Source organism: Hylemonella gracilis str. Niagara R, assembly GCF_000600295.1.
Lineage (GTDB): Bacteria > Pseudomonadota > Gammaproteobacteria > Burkholderiales > Burkholderiaceae_C > Hylemonella > Hylemonella gracilis_A.
Window position 1 is genome coordinate 3,475,635 of record NZ_JEMG01000001.1, and the last position, 17,677, is coordinate 3,493,311.

A 17,677-nucleotide genomic window follows, 5' to 3' on the forward strand; every position below is an offset into this window, starting at 1 on the left:
ACACTCTTATGCAAGTCATTCACTCTATTCCCGCGCTGCGCGCCGCGCTGCGTCAGCATGAGCGTCCCGCCTTCGTACCCACCATGGGCAATCTGCACGACGGACATCTGGCCTTGGTGGAGCAGGCCCGGCCGCTGGGCGACGTCACGGTGGCTAGCATCTTCGTGAATCGGCTGCAATTCCTGCCGCACGAGGACTTCAACACCTACCCGCGGACCCTGGAAGCGGACTGCGCCAAGCTCGAAACCGTCGGATGCGACATCGTGTTCGCGCCGGACGAAAAAGAGCTGTACCCCGAAGCCCAGGGCTACACCGTGCAGCCGCCGACCGCCTTGGCCGACATCCTGGAGGGCAAGTTCCGCCCCGGGTTCTTCACGGGCGTTTGCACCGTGGTGCACAAGCTCTTCAACATCGTGCAGCCCCGCTTTGCCGTGTTCGGCGCCAAGGATTACCAACAACAGATGGTGATCCGCCGCATGGTCAGTCAGATGGCCCTGCCCATCGAGATCGTCACCGGCCCCACACGCCGCGCCGAGGACGGATTGGCCCTGTCCTCACGCAACGGCTACCTCAGCCCCGGGGAACGGGCCGAGGCGGTGCAGCTGTCGCGCACCCTGCAAGGCATGGCGAGCGCGCTGCAGCGCGGTGAACACAACACCGCCGCCATCGAGCTGCATGCCCTGCAAACCCTGAGCGGACGGGGTTGGCAGCCGGACTACCTGACCGTGCGCCGCCGCCGCGACTTGCAGACTCCGCAACTACCCGAAGATTTCGGTCCGGACAAGCTGGTCGTCCTGGGCGCCGCCAAACTCGGCAAAACCCGCTTGATTGACAACCTTGAGGTGTGAACCTCAAGGTTGCGGTGAAGACTAACAATTGCCGCAGGCTTGTTAGTCGTAGCCACAACGGCATTTAATAAGTCGTAGGCTAACAACTGCCCGTAGGGCTTGTTATGCCGTAGACACAACCGCGCCACAGTGAAGACTAACAACTCCCGCAGGCTTGTTAGTCGTAACCACAATAGATTCGATCACGTCGCAGGCTAACAATTGCCCGCAGGGCTTGTTATGCCGAAGTCACAAGCCCACCAAGGTCGAGACTGACGACAGCCGCAGACTGACGACGGCCCGAGACCGGCGTTCGCGCGCCATGCATGTTCCCAGAAGCAGAAGAAACGCACACCAGGAGACCCCATGCAGCTTGAAACCCTCGCCGTCTCGCTCGACGCCCACATCGCCACCGTGCGCCTGAACCGCCCGGACAAGGCCAACGCCATGAACGCCACCATGTGGCAGGACATCTGCCAAGCCTTCGAGTGGGTGGACCGCACGCCCGAGGCGCGCGTGGCCGTGCTGCAGGGCGAGGGCAAGCTGTTCTGCGCGGGCATCGACCTGCAGATGATGATGGAGATCGCACCGCAAATCCACAATGACTGCGACGGCCGTTCGCGCGAAGCACTGCGCCGCCTGATCCTGGACCTGCAGGACACGCTGAGCAGCCTGGAGCGCTGCCGCAAGCCGGTGCTGGCCGCCATCCACGGCGGCTGCATTGGCGGCGGCATCGACCTGGTCACCTGCGCCGACATGCGTTACTGCAGCGCGGACGCCTACTTCAGCATCAAGGAAATCGACATCGGCATGACGGCCGACGTGGGCACGCTGCAGCGCCTGCCCAAGTTAGTGGGCGAGGGCATCACCCGCGAACTGGCCTACACCGGCCGCCGATTCGAGGCGGAGGAAGCGCGCCAGATGGGCCTGGTGAACCGCGTGTTCGAGAGCCGCGAGGCCTTGTACGCTGGCGTGCACGAGATCGCCGCTACCATCGTCGCCAAGTCTCCGCTGGCCATCCGCGGCACCAAGGAGATGATCAGCTACGCCCGCGACCACAGCGTGGCCGACAGCCTGAACTACGTCGCCACCTGGAACGCCGCCATGCTCATGAGCCAGGATTTGACCGAGGCGATGACGGCCAACATGGCGAAGCGGGCCGCAGTGTTCAAGGAATGATCTGCTGCAACAGCCCCAGGCGATCGACCTGGATCCAGGCCCGCCAGATCTTGCCGTCCTTGAACTGGTAGATCACATTGGCGGTCTGCGTCACACGGCGGCCCGTGGCGGCATGGCCCTGGAACGGCCCCGCATGGATCGCCTCGAAGCGCCAGCGCACGGCCACCCGGTCGCCCGCACCGAACAGGTCCTCGATCTCGAAACGCACATCCGGAAATCCGGCACGTAAGGCTTCCACACCTTGCGCAAACGCGGCCAAGCCCTTGTCGCCTGGGCTGGCCACGAAATCTGGCGCGCACAGGCGATCCAGCAATTCCAGGCGACCTTGATTGAAGCCTTCTTTGTACAGTTGGCGGATGACAGCTTGATGGTCCGACATGTGCATTCCTTGCAATAGTGAGGCATGGCAGGTTAAAACCTCAACTTAACTTCATGTCAAGGACTTCATGCCCAAACTCGACCCGGCCGACATCGGCCGCCCCCTCTCCGTCGGTGAAGTGGCGCAACGCGCGGGTGTCGCGGTCTCGGCCCTGCACTTCTATGAGGCACGCGGCCTGATCCACAGCGTACGCAACGAGGGCAATCAGCGCCGGTATGCGCGCGACGTGCTGCGTCGTGTGGCGGTCATCAAGGTGGCGCAACGCATCGGCATTTCCCTGGAGGAGATTGGCGCGGCGCTCGCTTCCCTGCCTGAAGGCCGCACGCCGAACGCGCAGGACTGGGCGCGGCTGTCGAAAGGCTGGCAAACGGAGCTGGACGCACGCATCGCCAACCTCCAGGCGCTGCGCGATCAACTGGGCGACTGCATCGGCTGCGGCTGCCTGTCCCTGGGCGCCTGCAAGCTGCGCAATCCCCTCGATACGCTCTCCGAGGAAGGCCCGGGGCCGCGACGGATCGTCACGGAATGAATGTCGCGGGCACGGCCCTGCTTTCGATGCCCTAGGATGGAGCAGGTCAGAGGGCGTGATGTCCCTGCTCGCCCCTGACCTGAAAAGCTCACGCCCATGCAGACCCCGCAACCCAACACGCCGGACTTCGTCCTGCGCCATCCCATCCTGACCGCCCTGGCCCTGTCCCTGGGCACGGCCATCGCGTTGGGCGTGGCACGCTTTTCCTACGCCTTGCTGCTGACGCCGATGCGCGAGGACCTGGCCTGGTCCTACCTGGTCGCGGGCGGCATGAACACGGGCAATGCCCTGGGTTACCTGCTGGGTGCGTTGATGACGCCACTGCTGATGCGCCGCCACCCGGCGCACCATGTGTTGGTCGCGGGTGCCTTCGGTACCGCGCTGCTGACCTTCGTGCCGGGGTTTGTCACGGACACGAGCACGCAACTGGCCTTGCGCGTCATCACGGGCATCACCAGCGCGCTCCTCTTCGTGGCCGGCGGCCTGCTCGTGAGTCGCCTTGCGGCCCAGCACGCGCAACGCGCCGGCTTGTTGCTGGGGCTGTATTACGGTGGCACGGGCCTCGGCATCGTGGCGGCATCGCTGCTGATCCCGCCCGTGCTTCAAGCCGCCGCCCACCACGGCGCACCACACCCCTGGCAATGGGCTTGGCTGCTGTTGGGCACGCTGGCGCTGCTGGCCAGCGTGTTGATGACACTGCCAGCGCGGCTGATTCCCACGCCAGCGGCGCAGGCCTCGGCGGGGGGTGGTTTCAAGGCGCGCCACCTGAAGTTCGGCCTGCTGGGCTACCTGATGTTCGGCCTGGGTTACATCGGCTACATGACCTTCGTCATTGCGCTGCTGAAGGAAGCCGGCATGGCGCCGCAACGCATCACCCTGTTCTTCACCTTGCTGGGCGTGGCGACCTTCGTTTCTTCACGCCTCTGGGCGCGCATGCTGGATCGATTTCGCGGCGGGCAGTCGCTGGCGATCCTGAACGCGCTGCTCTGCCTGGCCACGCTGCTGCCGGCCTGGACGACCGAGCCGCTGCTCGTGTTCGCCTCGGGCATCCTGTTCGGTGCCTGCTTCCTTTCGGCCGTGGCGTCGACCACGGCCATGGTGCGCCACAACCTGCCGCCCGCGCATTGGTCGGCCGGCATCAGCGCCTTCACCATCGTCTTCGCGGCAGGCCAGATCGTCGGGCCGACCATCGTCGGCTGGATCGCCGACGGCACCGGCGGCCTGCAGCGCGGGCTGGTGTTCTCGGCGCTGGCTTTGGGGGCGGGGGCGCTGCTGGCGGGGTGCCAGCGGCCCCTGGCCTCAGCCCACTTACAACAATGAGCGTTTGAAGAACCGGAAGGGCACCAGATTGCAAGGCCCGGAACAGGGTCTTGAATAACGCGCCAGCGCCACCATCTCATTTGCTCTACGATCTCACCCCCTACGCGGAGACTCCGATGTACCCAAGCGCACACACCCTCACCCTCCCCTGAGCCGTGTGCGCGCGGCTCGCCCATTTCTGGGCCGGCCGCTTTCTTTTCATGCGGGCCGGCTCTTTCCAGTGAGCCTTCATCATGTCCCGCAAAACCCCCATCCAGAACGTCCGCAACATCGGCATCAGCGCCCACATCGATGCCGGCAAGACCACGACCACCGAGCGCATCCTGTTCTACACGGGGGTGAACCACAAGCTTGGCGAGGTGCATGACGGCGCCGCCACCATGGACTGGATGGCGCAGGAACAGGAACGCGGCATCACCATCACCTCGGCCGCCACCACCGCCTTCTGGAAAGGCATGGCCGGCACGGGCACGGAACACCGCATCAACATCATCGACACGCCCGGCCACGTGGACTTCACCATCGAGGTCGAGCGCAGCATGCGCGTGCTCGACGGCGCCGTGATGGTCTACGACGCCGTGGGCGGCGTGCAGCCGCAGAGCGAGACCGTCTGGCGCCAGGCCAACAAGTACAAGGTGCCGCGCCTGGCCTTCGTGAACAAGATGGACCGCGTGGGCGCGGACTTCTTCCGCGTGCAGCGCCAGATTGCCGAGCGTCTCAAGGGCAAGGCCGTGCCGATCCAGATCCCCGTGGGTGCCGAGGACGGCTTCCAGGGTGTGGTCGACCTGGTCAAGATGAAGGCCATCGTCTGGGACGAGGCAAGCCAGGGCGTGCGCTTCACATATGCCGACATCCCGGCTGACCTGGCCGCGACCGCCAACGAGTGGCGCGAGAAGATGGTCGAGGCCGCGGCCGAGGCCAGCGAAGCTCTGCTCGACAAATACCTCAACGGCCAGGCCCTGACCGAGGAGGAGATCAAGGCCGCCCTGCGCCAGCGCACCATCGCTGGCGAGATCGTGCCCATGCTGGCCGGCAGCGCCTTCAAAAACAAGGGCGTGCAGGCCATGCTGGACGCGGTCGTCGACTACCTGCCCTCGCCGCTGGACATCCCCGCCATCGTGGGCCACGACGAGCACGACCATGAGAAGACCGTGGAGCGCCACCCCTCGGACGACGAGCCCTTCTCGGCGCTCGCCTTCAAAATCATGACCGACCCCTTCGTGGGCCAGTTGGTGTTCTTCCGCGTCTACTCGGGCATGGTGAAGTCGGGCGAGCAGGTCTACAACCCGGTCAAGGGCAAGCGCGAGCGCATAGGCCGCATCGTGCAGATGCATGCCAACAAGCGCCAGGAAATCGAAGCCGTCTATGCCGGCGACATCGCTGCCGCCGTGGGCCTGAAGGACGTGACCACGGGCGACACGCTGAGCGACCCGGCGCGGGTGGTGCTGCTCGAACGCATGGTGTTCCCCGAGCCCGTGATCTCGCAAGCCGTGGAGCCCAAGACCCAGGCTGATCAGGAGAAGATGGGCCTGGCGCTGTCGCGCCTGGCGCAGGAGGACCCGTCCTTCCGCGTGCGCACCGACGAGGAGTCCGGCCAGACCATCATCTCGGGCATGGGCGAGCTGCACCTGGATATCCTGGTGGACCGCATGCAACGCGAGTTCGGCGTGGCCGCCAACGTGGGCAAGCCGCAAGTGGCCTACCGCGAGGCAATCCGCAAGCCCGTCGACGACGTGGAAGGCAAGTTCGTCAAGCAGTCGGGCGGCAAGGGCCAGTACGGGCATGTGGTGCTCAAGCTGGAACCGCAGACTGAGGGCAAGGGCAACGAGTTCGTGGACGCCATCAAAGGGGGCGTGGTGCCGCGCGAGTTCATCCCTGCGGTGAACAAGGGCGTGGTCGAAGCGCTCAAGGCCGGCGTGCTGGCGGGTTACCCGGTGGTCGACGTCAAGGTGACGCTGACCTTCGGTTCCTACCACGACGTGGACTCCAACGAGAACGCATTCCGCATGGCCGGCAGCATGGCCTTGCGCGAAGGCTTGCGCCGCGCCACACCCGTGCTGCTGGAGCCCATGATGGCCGTGGCGGTGGAAACACCCGAGGACTACACGGGCAACGTGATGGGTGACCTGTCATCGCGCCGGGGCATGGTGCAGGGCATGGAAGACATTCCGGGCGGTGGCGGCAAGCTGGTGCGCGCCGAAGTGCCGTTGGCCGAAATGTTCGGCTACTCGACCACGCTGCGTTCGCTGACCCAGGGCCGGGCCATCTACAGCATGGAGTTCAAGCACTACGCGCAGGCACCGCGCGAGGTGACCGACCGAGTCATGGCCGAGCGCCGCTGAGATCGCAACGCCTCGCGCGACAGCCCGCCTGCCGCGACAAAGGCCCCGGTTCATCACCGGGGCCTTTGTTCTTTAAAGCTCACACAGGCCCGCGAATCACGCCAGAAGCTGGCGCAGCACAAAAGGCAGGATGCCGCCGCTGCGGTAGTAATCCACTTCGATGGGGGTGTCGATGCGCAGCGTCACCGTCAGTTCCTGGCGGCTGCCGTCGGCGCGGGTGATGACCAGCTTGGCATCGCTCTGCGGCGTCAGTTCCGGCACGGGCAGCACGTCCACCGTCTCGTTGCCGGTCAGGCCCAGCGTCTGCCACGAGTCGTCGGCACCCTTGAACTGCAGGGGCAGGATGCCCATGCCCACCAGGTTGCTGCGGTGGATGCGCTCGAAGCTCTTCGCCACCACGGCCTTGATCCCCAGCAGTTGCGTGCCCTTGGCGGCCCAGTCGCGGCTGGAGCCGGTGCCGTACTCCTCGCCAGCGAAGATCACCGTGGGGATGCCGGCGGCCATGTACTGCATGGCCGCATCGTAGATCGGCATCTTCACCACCGGACCGGTGCCGCCCCGGTACAGCGTGAACCCGCCCTCCTCGCGCGAACCCTCGGCGTCGGCAGGCAGCATCAGGTTCTTGATGCGCACGTTGGCGAAGGTGCCGCGCATCATCACGTCGTGGTTACCACGGCGCGCACCGTAGCTGTTGAAGTCGGCCTTCTGCACGCCGTTGGCCTTGAGCCAGACGCCGGCCGGTGAACTCTCCTTGATGGTGCCGGCCGGCGAGATGTGGTCGGTGGTGATGGAGTCGCCGAACAGCGCCATGATCCTGGCGCCGGTCACCGAGGCGGTCGTGCTGGCGCCCTGCTCCAGCGTGAAGTTGCGGAAGAACGGCGGCTCGGCGATGTAGGTGCTGGCGGGCCAGACATAGGTCTGGCCGGAGACGCCCGCGACCTTCTCCCACAGCTTGCCGGGCTCGGTGGCGATCTTGGCGTAGTTGTCGCGGAAGGCCTTGCCCTTCATCGCGTACTTCATCAGCGTGTGGATCTCGTCGCTGCTGGGCCAGATGTCGCCCAGGTAGACGTCCCTCAACTTCCCGTCATTGCCCCTGCCCTGGCCCACCGGCTGCGTCATGAGGTCGCGGGTGACATTGCCGGCGATGGCATAGGCCACCACCAGCGGCGGGCTGGCGAGGAAGTTGGCTTTCAGGTTGGGGTGGATGCGGGCCTCGAAATTGCGGTTGCCCGACAGCACGGCCGCGCACACCAGTTCATGCTTCGTGATGACCTCGTTCAACTCCGGCGTCAGGTCACCCGCATTGCCGATGCAGGTGGTGCAGCCGTAACCGGCCAGCGCGAATCCCAACTTTTCCAGGTAGGGCAAGAGGCCGGCTTCCGTCAGGTACTCGGTGACGATGCGCGAGCCGGGCGCCAGGGAGGTTTTCACATGTGGCTGGACCGTGAGTCCGGCCTCCACCGCCTTCTTGGCCAGCAGGCCGGCGGCCAGCAGCACGCTGGGGTTGGAGGTGTTGGTGCAGCTGGTGATGGCGGCGATCAGCACGTCGCCGTTGCCGATCGTCACTTCCTTGCCGCCGGTGTGGACCGGATAGCGGGTGTCCAGCGTCTCGGCCGGACGATTGAAGCCGTTGGCGGAGTTCGGCAGGCTGTAGAGCGAAGAAAACTGGCTGCTGACCTTGCCCAGCTCGATGCGGTCCTGGGGGCGCTTGGGGCCGGCCAGGCTGGGCGTGACGTCGCCCAGATTCAGCTTGACCGTCTGCGAGTAATCGATCTGGCCGCTGCCGGGCACGCCGAACAGGCCCTGGGCCTTGAAATAGGCCTCGAAGAACTCGATCTCGGTCGCCGTGCGACCGGTGCCGGTGAAGTAGTCCACCGTGCGCTCGTCCACCGGGAAAAAACCCATGGTGGCGCCGTACTCGGGCGCCATGTTGGCAATGGTGGCGCGGTCCGGCACCGTCAGCGTGCGCGTGCCTTCGCCGTAGAACTCGACGAACTTGCCCACCACCTTGTGCTGGCGCAGGATTTCGGTGACGGTCAGCACCATGTCGGTGGCCGTCACGCCTTCGCGCAACTGGCCGGTCAGCTCAAAGCCCACCACATCGGGCGTCAACAGGTACACCGGCTGGCCCAGCATGGCGGCCTCGGCCTCGATGCCGCCCACGCCCCAGCCGACCACGCCGATGCCGTTGATCATGGTGGTGTGGCTGTCGGTACCCACCAGCGAATCGGGGTAATAGACAGGTGCGTCCTTGGCACTGCCTCCCTTCATCTGGTGCACGCCGCGGGCCAGGTACTCCAAGTTCACCTGGTGCACGATGCCGAAGCCGGGCGGCACCACGCGGAAGGTGTCGAAGGCCTGCATGCCCCACTTCATGAACTCGTAGCGTTCACGGTTGCGCTGGAACTCCAGGCGCATGTTCAGGTCCAGCGAGTCCTTCTTGCCGTAATGGTCCACCATGATGGAGTGGTCCACCACCAGATCCACCGGCACCAGCGGTTCGATGCGGCCCGGTTCCTTGCCCAGGCGCTGAGCCACGCTGCGCATGGCGGCCAGGTCGGCCAGCAGCGGCACGCCGGTGAAATCCTGCAGCACCACGCGCGCCACCACGAAGGGGATTTCATCGGTGCGCGGCGCGGTGGGCCGCCAGCTCGCCAGTTGCGCCACATGCTCGGGCATCACCTTCTTGCCGTCGCAGTTGCGCAGCACCGACTCCAGCACGATGCGCAGCGACATCGGCAGGCGGTTGATGGCCGGGTACTGCCGGGCCAGTTCGGGCAGCGAGTAGAACTGCCCGACCTTGCCGGTGGCAGTCTTAAAAGTCTTCAGGGTGGAAGCGAAATCGTGCGGCATGACGGCGGCTCCTGGTTGAGGAAGGAATGCGGCCTATTTTGGCAGTGTCGGGTCAGCCCTGCCCGCGGCGGTGCCATCACGCTTCGGCTACAGCCGCCGGTCCAGGCCGCTTTCCGCGTAGTGGTCCTTCTTGTTAAGGAACATCTGCTGGTCGGCACGGTGGATCGCCGCTTCCACCTCGGCCGGAGCCTTGCAGGTCGCGTGGCCCATGGACAGGCTGAGCTTCTGTCCAGGGTAGAACTGGTTGTTCAGTTCCATGATGTTCTCGATGCGGCTGATCAGGTGCTGCGCCGCGCGTTCGTCGGCGCCGGGAATCAGGGCCACGAACTCGTCGCCACCGGTTCGAGCCATGCAGATGCCAGGCAGTTCCTCGCCTGCCTTGGTCAGCACCTCGCCCACGCGCCGCAGCAGCGCGTCGCCCGCCGCGTGGCCCTGGCTGTCGTTGACCTGCTTCAAGCCGTTCAGGTCCATGGCCACGATGCTCATCGGCCAGACGCCGCGCCGGGTCATGCGGTTGAGTTCCTCGTTGTAATACGCCCGATTGCGCAGACGCGTGAGGGAATCGTGCGTGCCCAGGTACTCCAGGTAAGCCTCGGCCTTGCGACGCGCCGTGATGTCGACCAGGGAGACCAGCACCCGGTCCCAGTCGGCCTCATGCCCGGGCATGATGGCGAACTGCATGTGAATGTTGATCAGTTCACCGTCCAAGGCATAGTTGACAACCTCGCGCACCTGGTGGAGCTTGCCATGCCAAAGGTCCATCAACTGCTCGGCGAAGGAGGCCCGCATCTCGCCGCGGAACACATCGTCCTGCCGGCTGATCAGTTCCTCCTTGTCGCGCGCGGCGAACATGGCCAGCGTGTGCTGGTTCACGTCGAGCACGCGGATCTTGGCCATGCAGCGTCCGACGAAATCGGGGTGGACATCGAGGAAGGTGCGGAAATCCTGGACGCCCGAGGCACGCACGGCGTCCATCAATTCCTTCACGGCCGAGAAATCCTCCACCCACAGGGACACGGGGGACAGCTCGAAGAGGCTGCGCGCGTAACGTTCGCTCATGCGCAGGCGTTGCAAATCCTGCGCGGGCGCGGTGATGTCCTGCAGGGATACCATCACGCGGTCCCAGCTGCGCTCGTGCCCCGGCAGCACGCTGACGTGGAGCAAGATATCGAGCCGCTGGCCTGACAGCGTGTAGTTGACGCTCTGGTTGCTGAAATCCAGCACCCCGTCCCACAGCATCTGAAACTCGCGCACCATGCCGTGTTCGATGTCCTTGCTGAACACGCGATCCATGGCATCGATCAACTGTTGCTGGGTTTCGGCTCCGAAGAGCAGCAAGGTCTGCTGATTGACCTCGAGCACCCGCACGCAGTCGATGCACTCGCTCAACCGTGCCGGATCGGCACGCAGATGCGCCTGCAAATCTTCCACGCCCTGGGCACGCCAGATTTCAAACAGCTGCTTGAGCCGGCTGTGGTCTTCCAGCCAAAGGGAAATCGGGGCGGCTTGAAACAGGCCTTGGAAATCGGTGCTGGAAACCATGGAAGCGAGGGATTGCAACAATCTGATACATATTGAGTGTACGACGCTTCCCGGTCTGCTCACGCCCCGGTAGACCTGAGCAAATGCCGGCCCTGACTCAGGCCAGGGCCAACAGGATCAAGCCCAGCGCCCCCGGTACGCCTTGAACGAACAGGATCTTGCGGCTGGCCGTGGCCGCGCCATACAGACCGGCCACCAGGACGCAAGCCAAGAAGAAGACCTTCACGCCCGTGCCGTCCTGGCCCAGCGTCAGGCCCCAGAACAGGCCTGCAGCCAGGAATCCGTTGTACAGCCCCTGGTTGGCTGCCAGCACCTTCGTGGACTGGGCGAACTCAGGCGTCAGCCCGAACGCCTTGCGCCCGGCCGGTTTGTCCCAGAGGAACATTTCGAGCACAAGGATGTAGACATGCAGCAGCGCGACCAGCGCGACCACGGTATCGGCAAGGTAGGACATCGGTAACCCCGAAAGTGAAAGGGTCCCGACTCTAGCGCAGATGCCTGGAAACAGGCGCCACCCGACTCCGCTCCGCTCAGGAGGACGCAGCCCCCGGCCCCGCCGTGGCGCAACGCGGGCACAGGCAAGCCCGGCCACGCAGCTCGGCAGGCACACGGGCCAGGGCCTCGGCGCTGACCGGCGTGGTCCGGCACCAGCAGGGCAGGTCGAAGGTGCCTGCCCGAGCGGGCGCGCATTGGTTCGCCCCGCCACACAAGGGGCAAGTGAGGTTCGGCAGGGGCTGCGGCGCGGGGGTCATGAGAAAACGCCCATCGTACCCGCCCGCCCCACCATGCCAGCAGTTCATGCTGCGGAGAACTGCGGTATCGTCTTGTCATTAATTTGTCACAAATCCAGGAGTGGGTATGAAACTTCGCACCCGTATCATCTTGCTGTGCAGTGCCGCGCTGCTGGGTCTGCTGGCGCTGTCGGCCGTGGCGCTGACCACGCTCTACCGGTCCATGATGCAGGAGCGCACCAACCAGCTTTCCACCCTGGTGGTGCTCGCCCACGCGGCCGCGCAAAAGGCCCACGAGCTGGAGAAATCCGGCCAGCTCACGCGCGACGAGGCCTTGAAGGAAGCCAAACGCGCCATCGGCGCCTTCCACAAGAATGACCAGTACTTCTTCGTGCGCGGCTACACCGACGACGTGAACTACGTGCACCCCAACCCCAAGCGCGTGGGCATCGTGGACGCCAACGTGGGCCGGGCCGCCGGCGAGCGCTACCGCGCGGCCTTGCAGGGCAAGGTGATCGGCACCGTGGTGGCCAAGGGCACGCGCCCCGGGGTCAAGGACGAAGTCGAGAAGCTCTACGCCATCATCAAGTTCGAGCCCTGGGACTGGATCATCGGTTACGGTGAATACATCGACGACATCCAGCAGGCCTTCTGGCGCAACACCATCATCCTGCTGTCCATCGGCACGGTGCTGATGCTGGTGATCGTGGCCCTGGCCTGGGACATGCTGCGCACCCTGGTGCGCCAGCTGGGCGGCGAACCGCAGTACGCGGCCGAGGTCGTCAAGCAGATCGCCGAAGGCAACCTGGTGGTGGAGGTGCAAACGCGCGCGGGCGACCAGACCAGCATCCTGGCCGCCATTCGGCTCATGCGCGACAACCTCGCGCGCCTGGTGCGCCAGGTACGCGAGAGCACCGACTCCATCACCACCGCCTCGGCCGAAATCGCCGCGGGCAACGGCGACCTGTCGGCCCGCACCGAATCGCAGGCGAGTGCGCTGGAAGAGACCGCGGCTTCAATGGAGGAACTGACCTCCACCGTGCAGCAAAACGCCGAGAACGCGCGGCAAGCCAACGAACTGGCCCGGTCCGCCTCCGATGTGGCGGGGCGTGGCGGCGCGGTGGTTGAACAGGTGGTGAGCACCATGGCCTCCATCGACGTGTCCTCGCGCAAGATCGTGGACATCATCAGCGTGATCGACGGCATCGCCTTCCAGACCAACATCCTGGCCTTGAACGCGGCCGTCGAAGCCGCGCGCGCGGGCGAACAGGGGCGCGGTTTCGCCGTCGTGGCGAGCGAGGTGCGCAGCCTGGCCGGACGCTCGGCCGAAGCCGCCAAGGAAATCAAGCGCCTGATCGATGACTCGGTGAGCAAGGTCGGCGCGGGCACGGCCCTGGTGGAACAGGCAGGAGATACCATGCGCGAGATCGTCCAGGGCGTGCAGCGCGTCACCCAGATGGTGGCCGAGATCAGCGGCGCCAGTGCCGAGCAAAGCGCAGGCATCGCGCAAGTGAACCAGGCGATCACGCAGATGGACCAGAGCACGCAGCAGAACGCGGCGCTGGTGGAAGAGGCGCTGGCCGCGGCCCAGTCGCTGCGCCAGCAGGCACAGGCGCTCTCGCGCACCGTGGACCAGTTCCATGTCAGCGATTCGGCCGCGCCACCAGCCGCACTGGGTGCCCTGCCCGCGCCGCGCTGAGCGCGAGGGCAAGGTCGGCATCCGCGCTGGAGCTGGCGCACACGCACCAGCGGCTGGCGTCGGCCTGGCTCAGGGCGCGGGCGGCATCCCGTCGAGGCCCACGGCGGACATGCACCTCAGGCAGGCCATGCCCGGTCTCATTCCTGGATCTCCGGTTCGACCAGGCGCGCCAGCTGCTCCAGCGATTCCTGCCAGCCCAGGTAGCACATCTCGGTCGGGATCACCTCGGGGATGCCTTCCTGCGTGGCCGTCAGTTCGGTGCCGCAGGACACGGCCCGGAGGACGATGGTCGTGATCATTTGACCTGCCGGGCCAGGCGCATCAAAGCGGTCCGTGTAGCGGATCTTCTGGTTCGGCAGCAACTCGAGGTACTCGCCGCCAAAGGCATGGCTTTGGCCGTTGCCAAAATTCCTGAACGCCATGCGATAGCTGCCGCCCACGCGTGCATCCAAATGCTCGATGCTGCAGGTGAAACCGAAGGGCGGCAACCACTTGGCCAAGCCATCGGGCTCAAGAAATGCGCGGTAGATGCGCTCGGGCGGCGCGCGCAGGACACGATGGAGTTGAACGGTGCCACTGGCCATGCGGACCTCCTGGATGGGACCAATTTCAGGGACGCGCCGTTGCGCGTGCGGATGTTCGACGATGATAAATCCCACCCAGGCAACGTCACCCTGGGGCTGCCCCCAGATGCGGACCTCACTCGCGCCGCAGCAAATGGGCGTGCACGGCGCCAGCCTTCAGGTGCCGGTGGGGCGACAGGCCCAGGGGGGCCAGCAGCTCGGCCGTCCACGCGGAAGGCGCTTCCAGGTAAATGTAGGCACCTGGCTTCACCACGCGCGCCGCGGCCTTCAAGGCAGGCTCGAACAACTGCGCGTCAAAAGGTGGGTCAAGAAAAACGAGGTCCAAGCCGTCCTGCGGCTGCGCGGCCGGCCAGGCGCCCAAGGCCGTGATGCCGTCGCCTCGCCGCAGTGTGATCTGCACACCCGCCGCATCGGCCTTCAAGTGTTCCTTGACCTTCTGCAACTGCGCGACCAGAGCCGCGTCCTGCTCCACCAGGGTGACTTCCAGCGCGCCACGCGAGGCCGCCTCGAACCCCAGCGCCCCGCTGCCCGCGAAGGCATCGACGCAGCGCCAGCCCGTGAGGTCCTGCCCCAGCCAGTTGAACAGGGTCTCGCGCACGCGGTCTGGCGTGGGGCGCAGGCCGGGTTTGTCGGCCACGGGCAATTTGCTGCGCTTCCACAGCCCGCCAATGATGCGGACTTCGTGCTTGCGGGATTGCACTGTCGATGGGCGCGCCGTGGCGGGTTTGCCTTGCCGCATCACTTGCCACCCAGCACCACCGTCACCATGCGGTCCGCGCGCAACTTGCGCGCGAAGGCACTCTTGATGTCGGCCACCGTGACCTTGCTCACTTGCTCGGCCCAGGTATCCAGATAGTCCATGGGCAGGTCATGCGCGGCGATGTTGGCGAGGTTGTCGATCAGCTTGCGGTTGCTGTCGATGCGCAGGGCAAAGCCGCCGATCAGATTGGCCTTGGCCGCCTTGAGTTCGGCCTCGGTCGGCCCCTGGGCCAGGAAGCGGGCCAGCACCTCACGCGCCACCTTCACGGCCGCGTCCGCCTGATCAGGTCGGGTCTGCAGGCCGATGGTGAAACTGCCCGCGTGCAGGCCGGGGTTGAAGTAGCTGTAGACGCTGTAGCTCAGGCCACGCTTCTCGCGCACTTCCTCGGTCAGGCGAGAGACGAAACCACCGCCACCGAGGATGTAGTTGCCCACGGTCAGCGCGAAGTAGTCAGGGTCATCGCGCTTGAAGCCGGGCTGTCCGATGAAGACCTGGGCCTGCGCAGCATCGAAGGGAATGCGGATATCGGCTGCCTTGTCCAAGGAGGGCACCTCGGGCACGGGCGGCAAGGGCGGACAGTCCTTGGCATCCCGGCTCCTGGGCAGGCGCGCCAGCAGTTGCGCCGTCAGTTCCTGCGCCTGTGCGCGGTTGACGGCTCCCACGATGCTGACCTTGGCCCGGCAAGCCAGGAAGGTGCGCGCATGCCAGGCCTGCATGTCGGCCACGCCGATGCGCGCCAGCGTGTCGTCCGTCATCGATTGCCCGTAGGGATGGGCGCCAAACACCGCGCGCTGGAAGGTGCGCGAGGCCACGGTGGCCGGTCGCGTGAGGGATTCCCGCAGCGCGGCCTGCATGCGCTCGCGCTCGCGCGTCCAGACCGCCTCGGGCCAGGCCGGCTCGGCCAGCACGCGCGCAGCCAGGGCGGCGGCACGCTGCAGCAGCTCTGGATCGGTCAGGCTGCGCAGGGAAAAGCTCACGCGGTCCGTGGTGTCATCACCGCCGAACATCGCACCCAGGTCCGCCCAAGCTTCGCCCAGGGCGTTTTCGTCCAGCGCGGCATTGTTGGCCCCCACGCTTGTCGCTGCGCGTACTGCGCTGCCCCCCAAGGGGGCCTTCGCGCCTTGGGGCGGCCCGGCGGCGCTCAACTCCCCCCCCGCAGCACGCACGCCCTTACCCATCATCAAGGTGCCAGCCTCGGCCAGCCCCGCCCGGTCCACCGGGTCACGCCGACCACCACCATCGAATTCCAGCCGCACGTCGACCATGGGCACGGCCGGACTTTCGATCAGCCAGACTTCGGCGCCCTGCCCCGGGCCCTCCGGCTGGGTCCAGTGCTGGATGGGAATGGCCGCCTGAGCCGTGAGCGGGGCGAGTCCGCCGACCAGCGCCGCGAGCACCAGACCCGAGAATTTGTTCTGCATCATCTTCATAGTGGGTTCAGACCCAGATTTGTATCGGGTTCACAAAGCACGGTTGCCCGCTCAGAAATGCCTGCCTCCCGCGCCGCCCAGAGGACGGGCACGCCGCTGGGGATCGAGTGGCAGGGGATGCAGCACGCCCACGGTCAGGGTGTCGTCGCCGAAATAACGCGCAGCCACGTTCTGCACCTGCTGAGAGGTGATCGTGCGCAGGTGGGCCAGCAAGCGGTCGTCCGCATCCAGCGGCAGGCCCAGCATGGCGTTGGCACCCAGCCTGCGCGCGCGGTAGAACAGGGAATCACGCTGATAGACCTCGCTGGCCATCCATTGCGTCTTGACGCGGTGCAGCTCGGCTTCGCTGACGCCCTCGCGCGCGATGCGCGCGACCTGCTCGCGCAAGGCGGCCTCCAATTCGGCAACGGTCCGACCAGCCGCGGGAGAACCATCTAGCACGAACAGTTGCGGACCACGCCCCAGCAGCCCATTGCCCGCGCCCGCACCGTCGGCCACGCGCTTGGCATTGCTGCCCTGGCCTTGCACCAGGGCACGCTGCAGGCGCGCACCGTCATAACCATCGAGCACGGCGGCCAACACAGTCAGGGCCATGGCGTCCCAATCCTCGGTCGAGGGGTTGGCGATATTGCGCAAGCCTGGCACTTTCCAGGCCAGCGCGACGTAAGCCTGCTCGGCGGGCGCCTTGACTTCCACGCGCTTCACGCCGGCCTGCGGCGGTTCGACGCGCGGCTTGCGCTCGGGCAGGGCACGCGCGGGCAGGCGGCCGTAATACTGCTCGGCCCAACGGCGCACCTGGGGCACCTTCACGTCGCCCGCCACCACCACCACGGCGTTGGCGGGCACGTACCAGTCACGGTAAAAGGCGCGCACATCGTCGGGCGTGAGGTTATCAAGATCGTTCATCCAGCCCACGATGGGACGGCGGTAAGGGGATGCGACGAAGGCCGTGGCCTGCAGGGTCTCGTCCAACAATGCACGCGGATCGTCCTCGGTGCGCATGCGGCGCTCCTCCTTGACCACCTCGATTTCCTTGATGAACTCGCTGTCCGGCCAGTGGTTGTGCGCGAAGCGGTCGGCCTCAAGCTTCATGACGTCTTCCAGGCGGCTGGCCGGAATCTGCTGGAAGTAGCCCGTGTAGTCACTGGCGGTGAAGGCGTTCTCGCGACCGCCCAGGGCGGCGACGCGGCGCGAGAATTCACCTGCTGCCGTGCCGCCCATCGCCGATTGAGTGCCCTTGAACATCATGTGCTCCAGCACATGGGCCACGCCACTCTTGCCATCCACCTCGTCCATGCTGCCGGCGCGCACCCAGAGCATGTGGACGGCGGTCGGCGCGCGCCGGTCCACCTGCACGATCAAGGACATGCCGTTGGCGAGTGTGAATTGCTGGGGCTTGGCGCTGATGGCCGTCCGGGCCAGGGATTGCCCCTGTGCCTGTACGCCGCCACAGACGGCCAGCAAGGTGAAAAAGCAGATGAATAAGCGTTTCATAGAATGCG

Annotated in this window: 15 protein-coding genes; 6 read left to right on the plus strand and 9 right to left on the minus strand. The window is 65.8% G+C overall.

Features of this window, described 5'->3' with window-relative positions:
- Positions 1-8: 8 nt before the first annotated feature.
- Positions 9-848: a pantoate--beta-alanine ligase gene (gene panC, locus AZ34_RS15795; RefSeq protein WP_035609814.1), complete on the plus strand. Its 840-nt coding sequence runs from the start codon at positions 9-11 to the stop codon at positions 846-848.
- Positions 849-1,193: 345 nt separating this feature from the next.
- The gene (locus AZ34_RS15800) at positions 1,194-2,006 is read left to right on the plus strand and encodes a crotonase/enoyl-CoA hydratase family protein (RefSeq protein ID WP_035609817.1); all 813 of its coding nucleotides are present in this window, start codon (positions 1,194-1,196) and stop codon (positions 2,004-2,006) included.
- Here AZ34_RS15800 and AZ34_RS15805 read toward each other — a convergent pair.
- The gene (locus AZ34_RS15805) at positions 1,996-2,385 is read right to left on the minus strand and encodes an ester cyclase (protein ID WP_035609820.1); all 390 of its coding nucleotides are present in this window, start codon (positions 2,383-2,385) and stop codon (positions 1,996-1,998) included. The genes AZ34_RS15800 and AZ34_RS15805 overlap by 11 nt on opposite strands.
- A gap of 67 nt (positions 2,386-2,452) precedes the next feature.
- Between AZ34_RS15805 and soxR the strand changes: the two genes are divergently transcribed.
- The 3 genes from soxR (at position 2,453) to fusA (ending at position 6,576) form a co-directional block, all read left to right on the plus strand.
- Positions 2,453-2,914 (plus strand): redox-sensitive transcriptional activator SoxR, encoded by a 462-nt coding sequence (gene soxR / locus AZ34_RS15810; RefSeq protein WP_035609823.1) that lies wholly within the window; start codon positions 2,453-2,455, stop codon positions 2,912-2,914.
- Between the two features lie 96 nt (positions 2,915-3,010).
- The gene (locus AZ34_RS15815; RefSeq protein ID WP_035609825.1) at positions 3,011-4,234 is read left to right on the plus strand and encodes a YbfB/YjiJ family MFS transporter; all 1,224 of its coding nucleotides are present in this window, start codon (positions 3,011-3,013) and stop codon (positions 4,232-4,234) included.
- A 233-nt stretch (positions 4,235-4,467) separates the two neighbouring features.
- Positions 4,468-6,576, plus strand: a complete 2,109-nt coding sequence (gene fusA, locus AZ34_RS15820; RefSeq protein ID WP_035609828.1) for an elongation factor G — start codon at positions 4,468-4,470, stop codon at positions 6,574-6,576.
- Between the two features lie 96 nt (positions 6,577-6,672).
- Here fusA and acnA read toward each other — a convergent pair whose 3' ends face one another.
- The 4 genes from acnA to AZ34_RS18125 form a co-directional block, all read right to left on the minus strand.
- A complete protein-coding gene (gene acnA, locus AZ34_RS15825) occupies positions 6,673-9,429 on the minus strand; it encodes an aconitate hydratase AcnA (RefSeq protein WP_035609830.1) in 2,757 nt (918 codons plus the stop codon).
- An 87-nt stretch (positions 9,430-9,516) separates the two neighbouring features.
- Entirely contained in the window at positions 9,517-10,971 is a 1,455-nt protein-coding gene (locus AZ34_RS15830) for a sensor domain-containing diguanylate cyclase (RefSeq protein WP_081767258.1), read from the minus strand.
- Positions 10,972-11,068: 97 nt separating this feature from the next.
- Positions 11,069-11,425 (minus strand): DUF1304 domain-containing protein, encoded by a 357-nt coding sequence (locus AZ34_RS15835; protein WP_035609832.1) that lies wholly within the window; start codon positions 11,423-11,425, stop codon positions 11,069-11,071.
- A 76-nt stretch (positions 11,426-11,501) separates the two neighbouring features.
- The gene (locus tag AZ34_RS18125) at positions 11,502-11,723 is read right to left on the minus strand and encodes a cysteine-rich CWC family protein (RefSeq protein ID WP_081767354.1); all 222 of its coding nucleotides are present in this window, start codon (positions 11,721-11,723) and stop codon (positions 11,502-11,504) included.
- A 106-nt stretch (positions 11,724-11,829) separates the two neighbouring features.
- Here AZ34_RS18125 and AZ34_RS15840 point away from each other — a divergent pair, with 106 nt between their 5' ends.
- Positions 11,830-13,401 carry a methyl-accepting chemotaxis protein gene (locus AZ34_RS15840; RefSeq protein ID WP_035609835.1) on the plus strand — a complete coding sequence of 524 codons (1,572 nt, stop codon included), beginning with the start codon at positions 11,830-11,832 and terminating at the stop codon, positions 13,399-13,401.
- A gap of 137 nt (positions 13,402-13,538) precedes the next feature.
- On the opposite strand, the gene AZ34_RS15845 is transcribed toward AZ34_RS15840, so the two are convergent.
- From AZ34_RS15845 to AZ34_RS15860, 4 genes are all read right to left on the minus strand, one after another.
- Positions 13,539-13,985: an SRPBCC family protein gene (locus AZ34_RS15845; RefSeq protein WP_035609838.1), complete on the minus strand. Its 447-nt coding sequence runs from the start codon at positions 13,983-13,985 to the stop codon at positions 13,539-13,541.
- Positions 13,986-14,100: 115 nt separating this feature from the next.
- Entirely contained in the window at positions 14,101-14,724 is a 624-nt protein-coding gene (gene rsmD / locus AZ34_RS15850; RefSeq protein WP_051509947.1) for a 16S rRNA (guanine(966)-N(2))-methyltransferase RsmD, read from the minus strand.
- On the minus strand, positions 14,724-16,175 hold the full coding sequence (locus AZ34_RS15855) for a M16 family metallopeptidase (RefSeq protein WP_035609842.1): 1,452 nt from the start codon (positions 16,173-16,175) through the stop codon (positions 14,724-14,726). The genes rsmD and AZ34_RS15855 overlap by 1 nt, the downstream gene beginning before the upstream one ends.
- Before the next feature lie 51 nt (positions 16,176-16,226).
- Positions 16,227-17,669: a M16 family metallopeptidase gene (locus tag AZ34_RS15860; protein ID WP_035609845.1), complete on the minus strand. Its 1,443-nt coding sequence runs from the start codon at positions 17,667-17,669 to the stop codon at positions 16,227-16,229.
- Between the last annotated feature and the right edge of the window lie 8 nt (positions 17,670-17,677).